Raw genomic sequence first — 18,341 nt, 5'->3', positions numbered from 1 at the left:
ATGCTCATGCTGGCTCCGCTTTCGGTGGTCGTCGTCGACGGGGGTGGGGAGTCGCCGGCCGCAGCCGGGAAGAGGCCGGCCGGGCCGGGAGGGGCGCTCAGTGGCGCCTGAAGCCAGGATGGAGGAGGATCAGGAGGTATTCCCGGCGCTCAGGCGGTCAAGAAACCGCCTTTTTGCGCTTCCGTCACAACCGACCGCTGGAGCTCGCCGTGACCGATCCCTCGACACCCGCCCCGGGCTCCGACGCCGTGCTGCTCGGGCAGCGCCTGCGCCACTTCCGCACCCGGCGCGGACTGACCCTCGGGCAGCTCGCCGAGCGCGTCGACGTGTCGGGGAGCCAGCTCTCGCTGATCGAGACGGGCCGCCGCGAGCCGCGCCTCTCCCTCCTGCAGCGCCTCGCGGCCGCGCTCGGCGTCGAGCTGGCGGCGCTGCTCTCGGACGAGCCGCCGAGCGAGCGGGCCGCGCTGGAGATCGAGCTGGCGCGCGTGCAGAAGGGGTCGCTGTACCGCTCGCTCGGCCTGCCCGAGTTCAAGGTCAACAAGGGGCTGAGCACGCCCGTGCTGGAGGCGTTCCTCGGCGTCTACCGCGAGCTCGCACGGCGCCGGAGCGAGGCGAGTGCCACACCGGAGGAGGCGCGCCGGGCCAACACCGCCCAGCGGCTCCAGCTGCGCGAGCGCAGCTCCTACCTGCCCGAGATCGAGGAGGTGGCGGGCGAGATGCTCCGCACCGTCGGGCACCGCGGAGGAGCACTGACCCACAGCTCCGTCTCGAAGATGGCCCGGCACCTCGGCTTCGAGATCATCCACGTCGGCGACCTGCCGCACTCCGCCCGCTCGGTGATCGACCTCGCGAACGGCAGGATCTACCTCCCGCCCGCCTCGATCCCCGGGGGCCACGGCCTGCGGGCGCTGGCGCTGCAGGCGATGGCGCACCGCCTCCTCGGGCACGAGCGGCCGGTGACCTACGCCGACTTCCTCCGCCAGCGCCTCGAGATCAACTACTTCGCCGCCGCGTGCCTGATGCCGCGGGAGCCGGCGGTCGCGTTCCTCCAGGAGGCGAAGCGCGAGCGGGACATCTCGGTGGAGGACTTCCGCGACGGCTTCGGCGTCACCCACGAGGCCGCCGCCCTGCGCTTCACGAACCTGCTCACCTCGCACCTCGACATCCGGATGCACTTCCTGCGGGTGCTGGGAGACGGCTCGATCCAGAAGGCCTACGAGAACGACGGGCTGCCGCTGCCGACCGACGTCACCGGGGCCGTCGAGGGCCAGGTGGTCTGCCGCTACTGGTCGGCGCGCTCCGCGTTCACCCGGACCAACCGGACGACGGAGTACTACCAGTACGTCGACACCCCGGCGGGGACCTTCTGGTCGGCGTCGCAGACCGGCACGACCGCCACCGAGGAGTTCTCGATCACCGTGGGCGTCCCGTTCGCCGAGGCCCGTTTCTTCCGAGGCCGCGACACCGACCGCCGCGAGCTCTCCCGCTGCCCCGACGAGTCCTGCTGCCGACGCGCCCCGTCGGAGCTCGCCGCGCGCTGGGACGGCAACGCCTGGCCGAGCGCGCGCCTGCACGCGCACGTGCTCGCGCCGCTCCCGTCGGGGACCTTCCCGGGCATCGACGACGCCGAGGTCTACGAGTTCCTCGACGCGCACGCCCGCGAGTCCTGACCGCTCCCGCGAGACGCCGCTCCGGTGCGCCTGTGTCGGCGTGCCGCGTACCCGAGCGGCGTCCCGCGGAGGGGGCGGGAGGCGTCAGTCCGAGATGAGGGCGCGGGCCGTTCCCTCGTCGAGGATGAGGTCGGTGATGAGGCCGGCCGCCAGGGCGCCGCGCAGGCCCGGCAGCTTCGAGGCGCCCGACACGACGCAGATCCGGCGCGACGCGCGGCGCACCGTGGAGAGGTCCGGACCGCTTGCACGTTCGTTCATGGGGATGTCGTCCCAGCTGCCGTCGGACCGGTAGAACACCGTCGCGACGTCGCCGACGACCCCGGAGCCGCTGAGCGAGGTGAAGTCGCTCGGCTCCAGGTAGCCGCCGATGTAGACCTTCGAGGGGACCGCCGCGAACGGCGACCCGAGCCCGAACAGCGCCACGTCCATCCGCTGCTGCAGCTCCAGGACCCGTCGGGTGGAGCGCTCGCGCCACACCGCCTGCTTGGTGGTCGGGTCGTCGAAGAACGCCGGCACCGGGAACTGCTGGACCTTCGCCGCGTAGGCGTCACCGAAGCGGCGGAGGATCTCGCTCGAGTAGTTGATGCCCGTGGTCTCGGTGTTGCCGGCGCCGTTCAGCTGCACGATCTGCGTGTTGTGCGTCTCCTTGGCGATCAGGTGGCGGCTGATCGCGCTCATCGTGGAGCCCCAGGCGATGCCGACGATCATGTTCGAGTCGATGAACTGCCCGAGGATCCTCGCTGCGGACAGGGCGACCCGCTCGAGCCGGTCGATCTCGCTGGTGTGGTCCGGCACCGGCACGATGTGCGCCGTGATGTCGAAGTGGGACCGCACCTCGGCCGAGAGGGCGCTCGCCCGGTCGAGGGGGGAGCGGATCTGGATGTCGACCAGGCCGGTCGCGCGGGCGTGCGAGAGCAGGCGCGAGACGGAGGAGCGCGACGTGTGCAGCTCGTGCGCGATCGCGTCCATCGTCAGATCCTGCATGTAGTACAGCTGGGCCGCACGCAGCGCGTCCCGCGTCTTGTCGGGATGGGTCGCGTGGGTCGTCTCGTCGAGTTCGACGACCGGTCTCACCGGGGTCATAGCGCTCCCTGCACGGATTTCCACCCGTCTTGACCGGATGTGTTGTCGGGTCAAGGATGGCTGTATTCCTCCGCGAAATCAATCGGTCATCTCCCCGGTGCACGCTGGTGCGGAGGCCTCGACGACACCCCTACGACACGAAGGCGAGTACGAAGTGGCACAGTCCGACGGAACTCCCGGAAACTCCGCTCTGCGCGAGAGCGTCGCTGCTCTCCGCGACAACCCCCGCGCCACGGTCCTGGTCATCGGCGGTGGCATCAACGGCATCGGGACCTTCCGCGAGCTCGCGCTCAACGGCGTCGACGTCGCCCTCGTCGAGCGCGGCGACTACGTCTCCGGTGCCTCGAGCGCCTCGAGCCACATGATCCACGGCGGCATCCGCTACCTCGAGAACGGCGAGTTCCGACTCGTCAACGAGGGCGTGCACGAGCGCAACGGCCTGCTGAAGATCGCTCCCCATTACGTGAAGCCGCTGCAGACGACGATCCCGATCTACTCGACGTTCTCGGGCATCCTCGCGGCTCCGCTGCGCTTCCTGACCCACAAGTCGGGCAAGCCGCAGGAGCGCGGTGCGCTGCTGATCAAGGTCGGCCTCACGATGTACGACTTCTTCTCCCGCGACGGCGGCACGGTCCCGCGCCACCAGTTCCACGGGCGCAAGCGCTCGCTGAACGAGCTCCCCAAGCTCGACCCGAAGATCAAGTACACCGCCACCTACTTCGACGCCTCCGTGCACGAGCCCGAGCGCCTCGCGCTCGACGTGCTCCACGACGCGCTGATCGGCGGCAGGAAGGCCCGCGCGGCCAACTACGTCGAGGCCGTCGGCGCCGACGAGAAGGGCGTCGTCCTCCGCGACCGCGAGTCCGGCGAGGAGTTCACCTTCGCGGCGGACGTCGTCGTCAACGTCTCCGGACCGTGGACCGACTTCACCAACACGGCCCTCGGCACGTCCACGAAATTCATGGGCGGCACCAAGGGCTCGCACATCGTGCTCGACAACCCCGAGCTGGTCGAGGCCTGCGAGGGTCGCGAGATGTTCTTCGAGCACAGCGACGGACGCATCGTCCTCATCTACCCGCTCAAGGGCCGCGTGATGGTCGGCACGACCGACATCGACGCCGACCCCACGAAGCCGGCGGTGTGCACGGAGGAGGAGATCGACTACTTCTTCGAGCTCGTCAACCACGTCTTCCCGGCCATCCGCGTGGACCGTTCGCAGATCGTCTTCAAGTTCTCCGGCATCCGCCCGCTGCCCCGCCACGACGACGAGGCCCCGGGCTTCGTCTCCCGCGACTACCGCATCGAGCCCTCGACGCTCCCCGGCAACGGCTCGCCCGTGCTCAGCCTGGTCGGCGGCAAGTGGACGACGTTCCGCGCCCTGTCGGAGCACCTCTCGAACGAGGTCTTCAAGCGGATCGGCGTGACCCGTCGCGTCTCCACCGTGAAGACCCCCATCGGAGGCGGCAAGGGCTTCCCGCGCACCGACGCGTCCCGCGCGCAGTGGATCAGCCAGCACCGCTCCGGGCTCTCCTCGGCCCGCACGGGCCAGCTGCTCGAGCGCTACGGCACCCGCGCGCAGGAGGTCATCGAGGCCCTGGCCGACGGACACGACGAGGCGCTCGACTTCGACAAGGACTTCACCACCGGTGAGATCCGCTACCTCGCCCAGCGCGAGAGCGTGGTGCACCTCATCGACCTGGTGATGCGCCGCACCAACCACGCCTTCACGGGCGGCCTGAGCCGCGAGCTCCTCGAGGAGCTCGCCGAGCACACGGGCGCCGTGCTGGGCTGGGACGACGCCGCCCGCGCGTCGGAGGTCGACGCGACCATCGCGCACCTCAAGGAGTACAACGGCGTCGACGTCGGGGGCACCTCGGTGCAGACCCCGACGGCCGTGCCCGCCTCCTGATCGGCGATCAGGCGCGGATCGACGGAAGCCCCGGACCGAGGACCACCTCGACCGGGGCTTCCGTCGTGACAACGCACAAACGTGCACGCGCCGTTCCTTGTCGCTAGGACAGGGCGCCGATAACTTCACACCGTCGGGCATCGAAGCCCGCCGCGGACGCCTGTGCGCGTCCGTCTTACGAAAAGGAAAAGGTCAACGTGGACAATCTCGGAGTGGTCTTCCTCGCCGAAGTCGTGGGAACGGCCATGCTCGTGCTCCTCGGCTGCGGTGTCGTCGCCAACGTCGCGCTCGTGAAGAGCAAGGGTCTCAACGGCGGAACCCTCATGGTCAACATCGGCTGGGGCTTCGCGGTCTTCGCCGGTGTGATCGTCTCGTACAACTCGGGGGCGCACCTCAACCCCGCGGTCACCCTGGGCCTCGTCGCGAGCGGAGCGACCGAGTTCGGATCCGGCGTGCCCGTCAACATCGTCTCGATCCTCGTCTACATCCTCGCCCAGATGATCGGTGCGATCCTCGGTGCCGTCTTCTGCTGGCTCGCCTACAAGCAGCACTTCGACGAGGAGCCCGACGCGGCGAACAAGCTCGGCGTCTTCTCGACCGGCCCGGCGATCCGCTCGTACGGCTGGAACTTCGTCACCGAGGTCATCGGCACCTTCGTCCTCGTCTTCGTCGTCATCGGCTTCGGCGGCGGACGTCAGGGCGACGGCGGTCTGGCCGCGCTCGGCGCGCTGCCCGTCGCCATCCTGGTGATCGCGATCGGCGCCTCCCTCGGCGGCCCGACCGGCTACGCCATCAACCCCGCCCGCGACCTCGGCCCCCGCATCGCGCACGCTCTCCTGCCGATCAAGGGCAAGGGCTCGAGCGACTGGAGCTACGCCTGGGTGCCCGTCGCCGGCCCGATCGTCGGTGGAGTGCTCGCGGGCCTCGCCTCGCTCGTGCTGCTCCCGGTCCTCTAGACCGCCGCGCTTCCTTTCACCCCCGTTACGAAGGAGTAATCATTCATGGCTGACTACGTCATCGCTATCGACCAGGGGACCACGTCGTCCCGCGCGATCATCTTCGACAAGAAGGGATCGATCGTCTCCACCGGCCAGAAGGAGCACGAGCAGATCTTCCCGCGCGCCGGCTGGGTCGAGCACGACCCGATCGAGATCTGGAACAACGTCCGCGAGGTGATCGGCCAGGCTCTCTCCCGCGCCGACCTGACCCGCCACGACATCGCCTCCGTCGGCATCACCAACCAGCGCGAGACCGCTGTCGTCTGGGACAGGACGACCGGCAAGCCCGTCTACAACGCCATCGTCTGGCAGGACACCCGCACCCAGTCGATCGTCGACCGCCTCGCCGGCGACGAGGGCGCGGACCGCTTCAAGTCGATCGTGGGCCTCCCGCTCGCGACCTACTTCTCCGGCACCAAGATCGTCTGGATCCTCGAGAACGTCGAGGGTGCTCGCGAGAAGGCCGAGGCGGGCGACCTGATCTTCGGCACGACGGACACCTGGGTCCTCTGGAACCTGACCGGCGGCATCGACGGCGGCGTCCACAAGACCGACGTCACCAACGCCTCCCGCACCCTGTTCCTCGACCTCGAGACCCTCGAGTGGCGCGACGACATCCTCGAGGCCTTCGGGGTCCCGAAGTCGATGCTCCCCGAGGTCTGCTCCTCCTCCGAGGTCTACGGCCACGTCGAGTCCTCGTCGCTGCTGCGCGAAGTCCCGATCGCCGGCATCCTCGGCGACCAGCAGGCCGCGACCTTCGGCCAGGCGGCGTTCGACCCGGGCGAGGCGAAGAACACCTACGGCACCGGCAACTTCCTGATCTTCAACACGGGCACCGAGATCGTCCACTCGAAGAACGGTCTGCTCACCACCATCGGCTACAAGCTCGGCGACGGCGAGGTGCACTACGCGCTCGAGGGCTCGATCGCGGTCTCCGGCTCGCTGATCCAGTGGCTGCGCGACAACCTGGGCCTCATCGGCTCGGCCCCCGAGGTCGAGGCGCTGGCCGCCACGGTCGAGGACAACGGAGGCGCGTACTTCGTCCCCGCCTTCTCGGGTCTGTTCGCCCCCTACTGGCGCTCCGACGCCCGCGGAGCCCTCGTCGGCCTCACCCGCTACGTCAACAAGGGCCACATCGCCCGCGCCGCGCTCGAGGCGACCGCCTTCCAGACCCGCGAGGTCCTGGACGCGGTCAACGCCGACTCCGGCGTCCCCCTGCAGGAGCTCAAGGTCGACGGCGGGATGATCGCCAACAACCTGCTCATGCAGTTCCAGGCCGACATCCTCGGCGTCCCGGTCGTCCGACCGGTCGTCGCGGAGACCACCGCGCTCGGAGCGGCCTACGCGGCCGGTCTCGCGGTCGGCTTCTGGGAGAACCTCGACGACCTGCGCCAGAACTGGCAGGAGGACTCGCGCTGGACCCCGCAGATGGACCAGGACGAGGCCGCCCGCCAGTACCGCCTCTGGAAGAAGGCCGTCACCAAGACCTTCGACTGGATCGACGAGGACGTGCAGTAGTTTTCTCCGCGGCAGTCCCTGCCTGCCGCGGCGCGGTCGGCTCATCGAGGTGGTCGCGTCTCGGGGAGCGGGTCGCGTCCGGCTAGGGGACGACGCTGACACGCGTCCTCCACGTTCGCCTCGCGCGACGAGCGGATGGCGTGAGTCCGTTCACGGTGATGCGCCCTGTCCGACCCTCGGGTCGGGTGGGGCGCTTCGTCGTTCCGACGACGGCGCAACGGGTATCGCAACGGGGTGGTTCGGGGACACCCATGCTGGTCGAGTGGTCGCCGCAGACGGCTCATCGAGACCCGGCAATTCGGACCTGCATGCTGGTCGCGTAGTCGCTGCAGGTGGCTTATCGAGACCCGGACCGGGCGGGGCCTCAGTCCGCCGACAGCCCGAGCTGCGCGTCCAGCTCGTCCAGGGAAGCGATCCGGCGCACGCCCAGCTCGACCGCCTCGGGCGGCAGCATGCGGCCGTGCTCGGGACCGCCGACGCGGTCGAGCCAGACGCCGCGCAGGCCCGCAGCGGCCGCTCCGACGGCGTCGGTGCCGAGCCGGTCGCCGACGTAGAGGGCCTCCTCCGGAGAGACCCCGAACCGCTCGCACGCGATCGCGAAGATCCTCGCGTCCGGCTTGGCGACGCCGACGTCGCCGGAGGCGATCACGTGCTCGAAGCGACCGGAGAGGCCCGTGCCGTCGATCTTCCCCCGCTGGAAGTCGAGCACGCCGTTGGTGATGACGCCGAGGCGGACTCCGGCGGCGTCGAGCCGGTCGAGGACGGGCAGCGCGTCGTCGTGGAGGGTCCAGGCGGCGACGTAGTGCTCGAGGTACCCGCGGAACCAGGAGCTCGCCTCCTCGGGAGTCAGCCCGACTCCGGCCTCCGCGGCGAAGTCCGTGGCGCGCGCCCGGCGCTGGCCCTCGTAGTCGAGCTCGCCCGCGAGGTAGCGGTGGTAGTGCTCCTCCTCGAGCAGGTGCCAGCGGCGCTGCACGTCGGCCGGCTCGCCGGCGTAGGCGGCGCCGAGCGAGGCGGCGTACGCGACGATCCCCTCCCGCACAGCGCGGGCATGGGCGAAGAGGGTGTCGTCGAGGTCGAAGAGCGCGAGCCGCAGCACGGCCGCCTCAGCGGACGCGGCGGAGGAGGCCGACGGAGTCGTAGACGGCGGCGAGCGTGCGCTCCGCGGTCTCGGACGCGCGGTCGGCGGCGAGGGAGAGGACCCGGTCGAGCTCGGCCGGGTCGGCGAGCAGCTCCGCGGTCCGCGCGCGGATCGGGTCGAAGGTGGCGGCGACCACCTCGACGAGGCCCTTCTTGAGGTCCCCGTAGCCGCGGCCCGCGTACTCCTGCTCCAGCGACTCGACGGAGCGGTCGGCGAGGACCGAGTAGATCGTCAGCAGGTTCGAGACGCCGGGCTTCGCCGCCCGGTCGAAGCGCACCTCCGACTCGGTGTCCGTCACGGCGCGCATGATCTTCTTCGCGGTCGCCTTCGGCTCGTCGAGCACGCTGAGCAGGCCCGCGTCCGACTCCGCCGACTTCGACATCTTGGCGCCCGGGTTCTGCAGGTCGAAGATCTTCGCGGTCTCGCGCACGATGTGGGGCTCCGGCACGGCGAAGGTCTCGCCGAAGCGCGAGTTGAAGCGCGCGGCGAGATCGCGGGTGAGCTCCAGGTGCTGGCGCTGGTCCTCGCCGACCGGCACCGCGTCCGTCTGGTACAGCAGGATGTCGGCCGCCATCAGGATCGGGTAGGTGAACAGGCCCACCGAGGCGGCCTCAGCGCCCTGCTTCGCCGACTTGTCCTTGAACTGCGTCATCCGGCTGGCCTCGCCGAAGCCGGTCAGGGTGTTGAGGACCCAGGCGAGCTCGGCGTGAGCGGGCACGTGGGACTGGATGAAGAGGGTCGAGCGCGCGGGGTCGATGCCCGCGGCGATGTACTGCGCGGCGGTCGCGCGGGTGCGCTCGCGGAGCTGCTGCGGGTCCTGCGGGACCGTGATCGCGTGCAGGTCGACGACGCAGAAGTAGGCGTCGAAGTCCGCCTGCATCGCGACCCACTGGGTCAGCGCGCCGATGTAGTTGCCGAGGTGCAGCGACCCGGAGGAGGGCTGCATGCCGGAGAAGATGACGGGCTTGGCGCCCGGGGTGCTGGGAGTCATGGGTGGCCTCGAGGGGTCGGTTCGCGGGGGAGAGGGTCAGAGCTCGTAGTCGACGACCACGGGGGAGTGGTCGGACCAGCGGGTGTCGTAGGAGGCGGCGCGGTCGACCTCGTAGCTGCGGGCGAGGTCGGCGAGCGCGGGCGTGGCGAGCTGGTAGTCGAGGCGCCAGCCGGTGTCGGTGTCGAAGGCCTGGCCGCGCTGCGACCACCACGTGTACGGTCCGGGCACCTCGCCCGCGAACCGGCGGCCGAGGTCGACCCAGCCCAGTCCGGCACCGGCGTTGTAGTCCGGGTCGCCCTCGGCGCCGACGAAGCGGTCGACGTAGGCGCGCTCCTCCGGGAGGAAGCCGGCCTTCTTGACGTTGCCCTTCCAGTTCTTGATGTCGAGCGTGCGGTGGCCGACGTTGAGGTCGCCCATCACCACGGCGAGCTCGCTGTGCGCCTGGATCTCGGGCAGGCGCGCCTCCATCGCGTCGAGGAAGCGGTACTTCTCGACCTGCTTGGGGGTGCCGACCTCGCCGGAGTGGACGTAGGTGGAGACGACGGTGAGCGAGCGGCCGCCGACCTCGTAGTCGGCCTCGAGCCAGCGTCCGGCCGAGTCGAAGTCGTCGGCGCCGAACGTCACCCGGTGGATCGTGGCGCGCCTGCGCGAGGCGAGAGCGACTCCGGCGCGCCCCTTGGCGGTCGCCTCGTCGTGCAGCACGTCCCACTCGTCCCCGAGGAGCCCCGTGAGGTCGTCCGTGGAGGCGCGGACCTCCTGCAGGGCCAGGACGTCGACGTCGCGCGCGGCGAGCCAGTCGCCCATCCCCTTGCGGTAGGCGGCGCGGACGCCGTTCACGTTGACGGAGGCGATGCGGAGGGTGCTGCGAGTCACCGGAGCAGTCTATTCGGAGCCGCGGAGCGGGCCGCCCGGCCGCGCTCGCACCCCGGAACGCGGAAGCCGGCGGCCGCCTCGCGCGACTCCCTCGGAGAGGGGGAGGAGCGCGGAGGCGACCGCCGGCGGGACCGCTCAGGACGGTCGGTCGGAGGGGATCAGGCGGGGACGGCTTGCGCGGTGGCGGGCTCGGGCACCTCGGCGACCACTGGGGCGCGCTTGATGCTCTTCGCGATGATCACGCAGACGGCCGTGACGACCATGCCCACCAGGATGGCGACCAGGTAGAGGATCGGCTGCCCGACGAGCCCGGTGACCCAGACGCCGCCGTGCGGGGCGCGGAGGGTGGAGCCGAAGAGCGCGACGAGCGCACCCGTGACGGCCGAGCCGACCATGGCGGACGGGATCACGCGCAGCGGGTCGACCGCGGCGAACGGGATGGCCCCCTCCGAGATGAAGGACGCGCCCAGCAGGTAGGCGGCCTTGCCGTTCTGGCGCTCGGCGTCGGTGAACAGGCGCTTGCGGAGCGTCGTGGCCAGGGCCAGACCCAGCGGCGGGGTCATGCCGGCGGCCATGACGATCGCCATCACCTTGAACTGCACGGAGTTCGGGTCGCCGTCGGCGGGGACGGAGGCGAGGCCGGTGGTCGCGAAGGCGTAGGCCACCTTGTTGACCGGACCGCCCATGTCGAACGCCATCATGAGGCCGAGGATGATCCCCAGGATGATCAGGTTGCCGCCCGAGAGGCCCGAGAGCCAGGACGACAGGCCCTCGCTCAGTGCGCGGAGCGGCGCTCCGAGCACCACGAACATCAGGAAGCCGGTGATGAAGGTGGCGATCAGGGGGATGATCACGACGGGCATCAGCGACTTGAACGCCGCGGGGAGCTTGATCCGCGAGATGTAGAGGGCCGCGTAGCCGGCGATGAAGCCGGAGGCGAGACCGCCCAGGAAGCCCGCGCCGACGGTGACCGCGACCGCGCCGCCGAGGAAGCCCGGCGCGATGCCGGGACGGTCGGCGATGCCGAAGGCGATGAAGCCCGAGAGCACCGGCACCAGGAACGCGAAGGTCGCGCTTCCGATCAGGAACATCACTCCGGCCCAGTCGGTGATGTTCGCGACGTTGAAGCCGTCGTCGATGATCTGCTGGGCCGTGAAGTCGACGATCCGGTAGCCGCCGAACAGGAACGACAGCGCGATCAGCAGACCGCCCGCCGCGACGAACGGGATCATGTAGGAGACGCCGGTCATCAGGTTCTGGCGGATGCGCGTGCCGACGCCGACCTTCTTCGGCGCGGCGGGGGCCGCGGCCGGAGTCGAGCGGGCGGGGGCGGACGCGGCGGAGCCGGAGCCGCGGAGGGCCAGAGCGCGGTCGAGGACCTCGTCCGGCTTGGACAGGGCCTCGGCGACGCCCACCTGGAGGATCGGCTTGCCGGCGAAGCGGTCCTTGCCGCGGACCTCGAGGTCGGCGGCGAGGATGACGACGTCCGCGGCGGCGATGTCGGCCGCGGTCATCTCGTCCGAGCCGGCCGCGCCCTGGGTCTCGACGTGGATCGGGTAGCCGCGCTTCTTCGCGGCCTGCTCGAGCGCCTCCGCCGCCATGTACGTGTGGGCGATGCCCGCGATGCAGCTGGTCACGGCGACGAAGCGCGGGCCGGAGGCGGGGCTCGCGGCGGGCGCGTCCTGCACCTTCGCCACGGCGCGGTCGATGACGTCGGCCGCCTTCGCGAGCGCCTCCGACGTGCCCACCTCGAGGGTGGGCTTCCCGGCGAAGCGCTCCTTGCCGCGGACCTCGAGGTCGGCGGCGAGGATCACGACGTCGGCGTCGGCGATGGTCCGGTCCGACATGGGATCGGACCCCGCGGCGCCCTGGGTCTCGACCTGGATCTCGTACCCCTTCTTCTTCGCGGCCTGCTCGAGGGCCTCGGCCGCCATGTAGGTGTGCGCGATGCCGGCGATGCAGCTCGTGACGGCGACGATCCTCATGAGACGACGACCTCTCGGGCGATGATGTCCGCGACCTCCTGGCCGCTGGCGGCGGCGCGGAGGGAACCGGTGAAGGACTCGTGGATCAGCTTGCGGGCGAGCTGGGCGAGGATCTTGAGGTGCGCCTGGTCGGCGCCGTCCGGAGCCGCGATCAGGAAGATCAGGTCGGCCGGGCCGTCGGGGGCGCCGAAGTCGACGCCCTGCTTCGCGATGCCGACCGCCACGCTGGGCGAGACGACGTGGGAGGAGCGGGCGTGGGGGATCCCGATGCCGCCGGGCATGCCGGTCGCCATCTGCGACTCGCGGTCGCGGACGTCGGCGAGGAAGCCGTCGAGGTCGGTGACGCGGCCGGCGTCGGCGAGCGTCTTCGCGAGCTGCGCGGTGGCCTCGTCCTTCGTGGCGGCGGTGAGGTCGACGATGACCGTCGACGCCTCGGTGAGAGCAGTCATGCGCTCAGTTCTCCAATCGGGAGGGTGGGGTCGGGGTTCTCGACGACGGAGACGTCGTCGAGGCGGAGGGAGTCGGGACCCGGGGCTTCGCTGCCCGGGAGCTGGACGGCGGCGGTACCCCACGCGACTGCTGTCGCGAGGCGCTCCGCCTCCGTGGCGTCGACGGCCGAGAGGTAGCCGGCGAGCGTGCTGTCGCCGGCGCCGACGGTGCTGAGGGGCACGACGGCGGGGGCGCCCGCCCACCACGACGCGTGCGCCGTGACGAGGAGGGCGCCGTGCTCTCCGAGGCTGACGAGCGCTCGCGCGTCGGGCAGCTGCAGGAGTTCACGGGCTCCGGCGACGACGTCTCCGACCGTCGTCAGGGAGCGGCCGAGGAGCTCCTCGAGCTCCTCGAGGTTGGGCTTCACCAGGGTGGCGGTGCCGGCCGCGATGATCGCGGTCAGGGGGGCTCCCGAGGTGTCGACGGCGAGGGGGACGCCGAAGTGCAGGGCGAGGCGGCCGAGGGCGGGGTAGAAGTCCGCTCCCAATCCCGGGGGGACGCTGCCGCAGGCGACGAGCCAGCGGGGCGAGGCCGAGACGTGCTCGCCGATCAGCTCGGAGAGGGCGTGAGCCTCCTCCTCCGTGACGGCGGGGCCGGGCTCGTTGATCTTGGTGGTGCGGCCCGTCCGGTCGTCGACCACGGTGATGTTGGTGCGGATCGGGTGGGCGATCGCCGCACTGGCCGAGCGGACTCCGGCGGCCCGGAGCATCGTGGACAGGTCGACGCCGGTGGAGGCGTCGGCCGGGTAGACCGCGGTCGCCTCGACGCCGTTGCGCGCGAGGGCACGGGCGACGTTGACGCCCTTGCCGGCCGGGTCGCGCCGCACGTCGTGCGCGCGGTTGACCTCGCCGACGGCGAAGCCGCTCGTGGAGAGGGTGACGTCGATGCTCGGGTTGGCGGTGACGGTGACGATCATGCGCGGACGACCTCCGGGCCGGCCGACTCGATGTCGTCGGCGAGCTCGTCGTCGACATCGGCGTCGGTGATGACGGTGTCGACCGCGGACAGCGGAGCGACGTGCCCGAAGTCCTGCCGGCCGAACTTCGAGTGGTCGGCGAGGACCACGACCCGGCGCGCGGAGGCGATGATCGCGGACTTGACGACGGCCTCGTCGAGATCGGGGGTGGTGAGCCCGCGCTCGAGGCTGAGGCCGTTCGTGCCGATGAAGGCGACGTCCACCGAGACCGTGGAGAGGGCCTGGGCGGCCCACGGCCCGACGGCGGCCTGCGTGACTCCGCGCAGGTGCCCGCCGATGAGGTGGAGGTCGATGTTGGGCCGGCCGACGAGCGCCATCGCGACGGGGAGGGAGTGGGTGACGACCGTCAGCCGGCGGTCCAGGGGGAGCAGCTCCGCCAGCCGCACCGTGGTGGTGCCGGCGTCGATGGCGATCGAGCCGCCGTCGGGCACCTCGGCGAGGGCCGCGGTGGCGATGCGGTCCTTCTCGCCGGCGAGGTGTCCCTCGCGGGCGGCGACCTCGGGCTCGATGCCCAGCCGCTCGACGGGGATGGCGCCGCCGTGCGCACGGCGCAGCAGGCCCCGCTTCTCGAGGCTGGTGAGATCGCGGCGGATCGTCTCCGGCGTCACGGCGAGGGAGATGGCGAGGTCGCGGACCTCGACGCGCCCGTCGGTGCGGGCGCGGTCCAGGATCGCCTGGTGCCGCTCCGGTGCGTACATGTGGACTCCGTCGTCTCGCCGTGGGTGGTGCGCCGGATCCGCGGTGTCGTTGCCGACCTCGAATCTGCGTTTACCTCTTTTTAGACCCGTTCAGGAGGGAAGTCAACAGAAACGGACAGAATCGGCAGGCGGAATCGGGCTCGGCGACGCCGGGAAGACCGGGAAGCGGACCGCCGGGTCAGGCGGCGAGCTGCTCGAGCTCCTCCTCGAGCTGCGCGAGCTGGCGCTCCAGGCGCCGTCGTTTCAGGAGGGACGCCTCCGGCAGCGCGGCGCGAAGCCGCTCGCGCTCGGCCTCGGCGAGGGTGCGGCGCGCGGTGCGCAGCTGCTCCTCCCGCTCCTTCTCGCGCTCCTCCGGCGTGAGCTTGCGCGCCGAGATCCCGGCGTCGCTCATCCCGACGGAGATCCACGACGCGGCGATCAGGATCACCTGGCAGACGAGGTTGAACCAGATCAGCAGACCGATGAGGACCGCGAACGAGGCGAGCAGCGGATTGCGGGAGGCGCCGCCCAGCAGCTGCGTTCCGAGGACCTTGAGCGCGCCGAGAGCGATCCCGCCGAGCAGCGACCCCGCCCAGAGGTTCTTCCAGGGGATCGAGATGCCCGAGAGGATGCGGAAGGAGCCGGCGAGCGTGCCCGTGTCCAGGGCGAGCATGATCAGCAGGCCGACCGCGCTGCCGGCGAGACGGGCCGGCATCGACTCGCTGCCGATCCCGAGGAAGCCGAACGCCACGTCCACCAGCGAGGTCGAGAACACGGAGAGACCGGCCGAGACCAGCAGCACCGCCCCGAAGACCAGGGCGAGCCCCGCGTCCTTGAGCTTGAGCAGGACGAAGAGGGTCGTGGGTCCGGGGAGCGAGAAGAGCAGCCGGACCGCCTGGCGCAGGCTCCCCAGGAAGTTGAGCGCCGTCCAGAGCAGGCCGGCGGCCGCGATCGCACCCGTCCAGCCGAGGATCGACGAGTCGAGCAGGTCGTCCACCGACACGAGGGCGTTCTTCCCGCCGATCAGGCCGGGGACGGAGCGGGTCACCAGGTCGAGGAGGGAGTCGCGCAGCACCGAGTCGTCGCGCACCCAGAAGCCGAAGACGGCGAAGAAGACGAAGAGCGCCGCGAAGACCGCGAACAGGGCCTGGAAGGCGAGTCCGGAGGCGAAGAGGGGCCCGCCGGTCTCGGAGTAGTGGAGCATCACCCGCACCGGCCGCGTCCGCATGACCCGCTCGAACAGGCCTGGGATCCCGCGGGGAGTGTCGGCCGCCTCGGTCATTCCTCCAGCGTACTGAGGCCTCGCGGCGCTCCCGTGCACGCGCCCGCCTGCACGCAGGAACGCGTCCGGCCCGCCGGATCCGAGGATCCCGGCGGGCCGGACGCGTTCGCGAGGGGGAGGATCAGGCGCGGCCGCGGATGACGGCCTGCTTCACCTCGGCGATCGCCTGCGTGATCTGGATGCCGCGCGGGCACGCCTCCGTGCAGTTGAAGGTCGTGCGGCAGCGCCACACGCCCTCCTTGTCGTTGAGGATGTCCAGGCGCGCTCCACCGGCGTCGTCGCGCGAGTCGAAGATGAAGCGGTGGGCGTTCACGATCGCCGCAGGGCCGAAGTACTGCCCGTCGGTCCAGAACACGGGGCAGGACGACGTGCACGCGGCGCAGAGGATGCACTTCGTGGTGTCGTCGAAGCGGGCGCGATCGGCGACCGACTGCACGCGCTCCTTGCCCTTGGGTGCCGGGGTGTTGGCGACCAGGAACGGCTGCACCTCGCGGTAGGAGGCGAAGAACGGCTCCATGTCGACGACGAGGTCCTTCTCGAGGGGCAGGCCCTTGATCGCCTCGATGTAGATCGGCTGCGAGATGTCGAGATCCTTGATCAGCGTCTTGCAGGCCAGGCGGTTGCGGCCGTTGATCCGCATCGCGTCGGATCCGCAGATGCCGTGCGCGCACGAGCGGCGGAAGGTCAGCGATCCGTCCTGGTCCCACTTGATGCGGTGCAGGGCGTCGAGGACGCGGTCGGTCGAGTACATCTCGACGTCGAAGTCCTGCCAGCGCGGCTCGGCGTCCACCTCGGGGTCGAAGCGGCGGATGATGAACGTGACGGTGAACGCCTCCGGGGCCGCGGGGGCGGCGGGCGGCTGCTCGAGGGTAGCGGTCGACATGGCTAGTACTTCCTCTCCATCGGCTGGTACCGGGTGATCACGACGGGCTTCCAGTCGAGCCGGATGTGGTCACCGGCGTCGGAGGAGTGGGCGTCACCGGAGAGGTACGCCATCGTGTGCTGCATGTAGTTCTCGTCGTCGCGCTTCGGGAAGTCGTCGCGCATGTGGCCGCCGCGGCTCTCCTTGCGGTTGCGCGCCGAGTAGACGACGACCTCGGCGAGGTCGAGCAGGAAGCCCAGCTCGACGGCCTCGAGGAGGTCGGTGTTGAAGCGCTTGCCCTTGTCCTGCACCGAGATGTTGCGGAACCGGTCGCGCAGGCGCTGGATGGTCCCGGTAACGGCCTCGAGGGACTCGTCGGTGCGGAACACCTGGGCGTTCTTGTCCATCTCGTCCTGCAGCTCCTTGCGGATCGAGGCGATCCGCTCGGTGCCGGTCGCGGAGCGGAGCGAGGCGAGCATGTCGCGGATCGCGCCGGCCGGGTCGGCGGGCAGGGGGGTGAAGTCGACCGTCTTGGCGTAGTCGGCGGCGTTGTTGCCGCTGCGCTTGCCGAAGACGTTGATGTCGAGGAGGGAGTTGGTGCCGAGGCGGTTGGAGCCGTGCACCGAGACGCACGCGCACTCGCCGGCGGCGTAGAGGCCCGGGACGACGGTCGTGTTTTCCGAGAGCACCTCGGCCTTGACGTTGGTCGGGATGCCGCCCATCGCGTAGTGCGCGGTCGGCATGACGGGGACCGGCTCGACGACGGGGTCGACGCCCAGGTAGGTGCGGGCGAACTCGGTGATGTCGGGGAGCTTGGTCTCGAGGACCTCGGCGCCCAGGTGGGTGCAGTCCAGCAGCACGTAGTCCTTGTGCGGTCCGGCGCCGCGGCCCTCCGCCACCTCCTGGACCATGCAGCGGGCGACGATGTCGCGCGGCGCAAGGTCCTTGATAGTGGGGGCGTAGCGCTCCATGAAGCGCTCGCCCGAAGCGTTGCGGAGGATCGCACCCTCTCCTCGCGCTCCCTCGGTGAGGAGGATGCCGAGGCCGGCGAGGCCGGTCGGGTGGAACTGGAAGAACTCCATGTCCTCCAGGGGGAGACCCTTGCGCCAGATGATGCCGACGCCGTCGCCGGTGAGGGTGTGCGCGTTGGAGGTGGTCTTGTAGATCTTGCCGAAGCCGCCGGTCGCGAAGATGATCGCCTTCGCCTGGAAGACGTGCAGCTCGCCCGTGGCCAGCTCGTAGGCGACGACGCCGGAGGGCTTGGCCACTCCGTCGACCTCGGTCATCACCAGGTCGAGGACGTAGAACTCGTTGTAGAAGTTGATGCCGAGCCGGACGCAGTTCTGGAACAGCGTCTGCAGGATCATGTGGCCGGTGCGGTCGGCCGCGTAGCAGGCCCGGCGGACGGGCGCCTTGCCGTGGTCGCGGGTGTGGCCGCCGAAGCGGCGCTGGTCGATCTTGCCCTCCTCGGTGCGGTTGAAGGGCAGGCCCATGTTCTCGAGGTCGATGACCGCGTCGATGGCCTCCTTCGCGAGGATCTCGGCCGCGTCCTGGTCGACGAGGTAGTCGCCGCCCTTGACGGTGTCGAAGGTGTGCCACTCCCAGCTGTCCTCCTCGACGTTCGCGAGGGCGGCGGCCATGCCGCCCTGCGCCGCTCCGGTGTGGGAGCGGGTCGGGTACAGCTTCGAGATCACGGCCGTCCTCGCCTTGGGGCCGGCCTCGATGGCCGCGCGCATCCCGGCACCGCCGGCGCCGACGATGACGACGTCGAACTGGTGGTAGTGGACGCCGTCGGGTCCGACGGTCTGCGCGAAGGCGCTCTGGTCGGCGCCGGTGTGGGAGTGGCCTGGTGTGCTCACGGGGTGGGTGCTCCGTCGTACGGGGATGGGA

Annotated in this window: 15 protein-coding genes; 4 read left to right on the top strand and 11 right to left on the bottom strand. The window is 70.7% G+C overall.

What is annotated here, in order from left to right; all coding sequences use genetic code 11:
* Positions 1-209 precede the first annotated feature (209 nt).
* A complete protein-coding gene (locus C5C50_RS05905) occupies positions 210-1,670 on the top strand; it encodes a helix-turn-helix domain-containing protein (protein ID WP_104273087.1) in 1,461 nt (486 codons plus the stop codon).
* Positions 1,671-1,754: 84 nt separating this feature from the next.
* On the opposite strand, the gene C5C50_RS05900 is transcribed toward C5C50_RS05905, so the two are convergent.
* On the bottom strand, positions 1,755-2,753 hold the full coding sequence (locus C5C50_RS05900) for a sugar-binding transcriptional regulator (RefSeq protein WP_104223198.1): 999 nt from the start codon (positions 2,751-2,753) through the stop codon (positions 1,755-1,757).
* 154 nt (positions 2,754-2,907) lie between these two features.
* Between C5C50_RS05900 and C5C50_RS05895 the strand changes: the two genes are divergently transcribed.
* From C5C50_RS05895 to glpK, 3 genes are all read left to right on the top strand, one after another.
* Positions 2,908-4,662, top strand: coding sequence for a glycerol-3-phosphate dehydrogenase/oxidase (locus tag C5C50_RS05895; RefSeq protein ID WP_258061232.1), 1,755 nt, complete (start codon positions 2,908-2,910; stop codon positions 4,660-4,662).
* 245 nt (positions 4,663-4,907) lie between these two features.
* Positions 4,908-5,618 (top strand): MIP/aquaporin family protein, encoded by a 711-nt coding sequence (locus tag C5C50_RS05890; RefSeq protein WP_374952909.1) that lies wholly within the window; start codon positions 4,908-4,910, stop codon positions 5,616-5,618.
* Positions 5,619-5,663: 45 nt separating this feature from the next.
* Positions 5,664-7,178: a glycerol kinase GlpK gene (gene glpK / locus C5C50_RS05885; protein WP_104226427.1), complete on the top strand. Its 1,515-nt coding sequence runs from the start codon at positions 5,664-5,666 to the stop codon at positions 7,176-7,178.
* A 364-nt stretch (positions 7,179-7,542) separates the two neighbouring features.
* Here the strand turns inward: glpK and C5C50_RS05880 are convergent, their stop codons facing one another.
* From C5C50_RS05880 to sdhA, 10 genes are all read right to left on the bottom strand, one after another.
* Positions 7,543-8,274, bottom strand: a complete 732-nt coding sequence (locus C5C50_RS05880) for an HAD family hydrolase (protein WP_104273086.1) — start codon at positions 8,272-8,274, stop codon at positions 7,543-7,545.
* Positions 8,275-8,281: 7 nt separating this feature from the next.
* Complete coding sequence (trpS, locus tag C5C50_RS05875; protein ID WP_104273085.1) at positions 8,282-9,307, bottom strand: tryptophan--tRNA ligase; 1,026 nt, start codon at positions 9,305-9,307, stop codon at positions 8,282-8,284.
* A gap of 36 nt (positions 9,308-9,343) precedes the next feature.
* On the bottom strand, positions 9,344-10,180 hold the full coding sequence (locus C5C50_RS05870; RefSeq protein WP_104223192.1) for an exodeoxyribonuclease III: 837 nt from the start codon (positions 10,178-10,180) through the stop codon (positions 9,344-9,346).
* 158 nt (positions 10,181-10,338) lie between these two features.
* Positions 10,339-12,165 (bottom strand): PTS fructose-like transporter subunit IIB, encoded by a 1,827-nt coding sequence (locus C5C50_RS05865; protein WP_104232839.1) that lies wholly within the window; start codon positions 12,163-12,165, stop codon positions 10,339-10,341.
* Entirely contained in the window at positions 12,162-12,614 is a 453-nt protein-coding gene (locus C5C50_RS05855) for a PTS sugar transporter subunit IIA (protein WP_097166616.1), read from the bottom strand. The genes C5C50_RS05865 and C5C50_RS05855 overlap by 4 nt, the downstream gene beginning before the upstream one ends.
* Positions 12,611-13,570, bottom strand: a complete 960-nt coding sequence (locus tag C5C50_RS05850; protein WP_104226424.1) for a 1-phosphofructokinase family hexose kinase — start codon at positions 13,568-13,570, stop codon at positions 12,611-12,613. Before C5C50_RS05850 ends, C5C50_RS05855 begins: the two co-directional genes overlap by 4 nt.
* Complete coding sequence (locus C5C50_RS05845; RefSeq protein WP_104273084.1) at positions 13,567-14,328, bottom strand: DeoR/GlpR family DNA-binding transcription regulator; 762 nt, start codon at positions 14,326-14,328, stop codon at positions 13,567-13,569. Before C5C50_RS05845 ends, C5C50_RS05850 begins: the two co-directional genes overlap by 4 nt.
* 178 nt (positions 14,329-14,506) lie before the next feature.
* On the bottom strand, positions 14,507-15,589 hold the full coding sequence (locus tag C5C50_RS05840) for a YhjD/YihY/BrkB family envelope integrity protein (RefSeq protein ID WP_104223189.1): 1,083 nt from the start codon (positions 15,587-15,589) through the stop codon (positions 14,507-14,509).
* Between the two features lie 121 nt (positions 15,590-15,710).
* Positions 15,711-16,472, bottom strand: a complete 762-nt coding sequence (locus C5C50_RS05835; RefSeq protein WP_068254543.1) for a succinate dehydrogenase iron-sulfur subunit — start codon at positions 16,470-16,472, stop codon at positions 15,711-15,713.
* Positions 16,473-16,474: 2 nt separating this feature from the next.
* Positions 16,475-18,211 carry a succinate dehydrogenase flavoprotein subunit gene (sdhA, locus tag C5C50_RS05830; RefSeq protein ID WP_374954495.1) on the bottom strand — a complete coding sequence of 579 codons (1,737 nt, stop codon included), beginning with the start codon at positions 18,209-18,211 and terminating at the stop codon, positions 16,475-16,477.
* Positions 18,212-18,341: the final 130 nt, after the last annotated feature.

This window comes from Rathayibacter sp. AY1D9 (genome assembly GCF_002932395.1).
Taxonomy (GTDB): domain Bacteria; phylum Actinomycetota; class Actinomycetes; order Actinomycetales; family Microbacteriaceae; genus Rathayibacter.
This window is presented reverse-complemented; position numbering and strand designations above follow the sequence as displayed.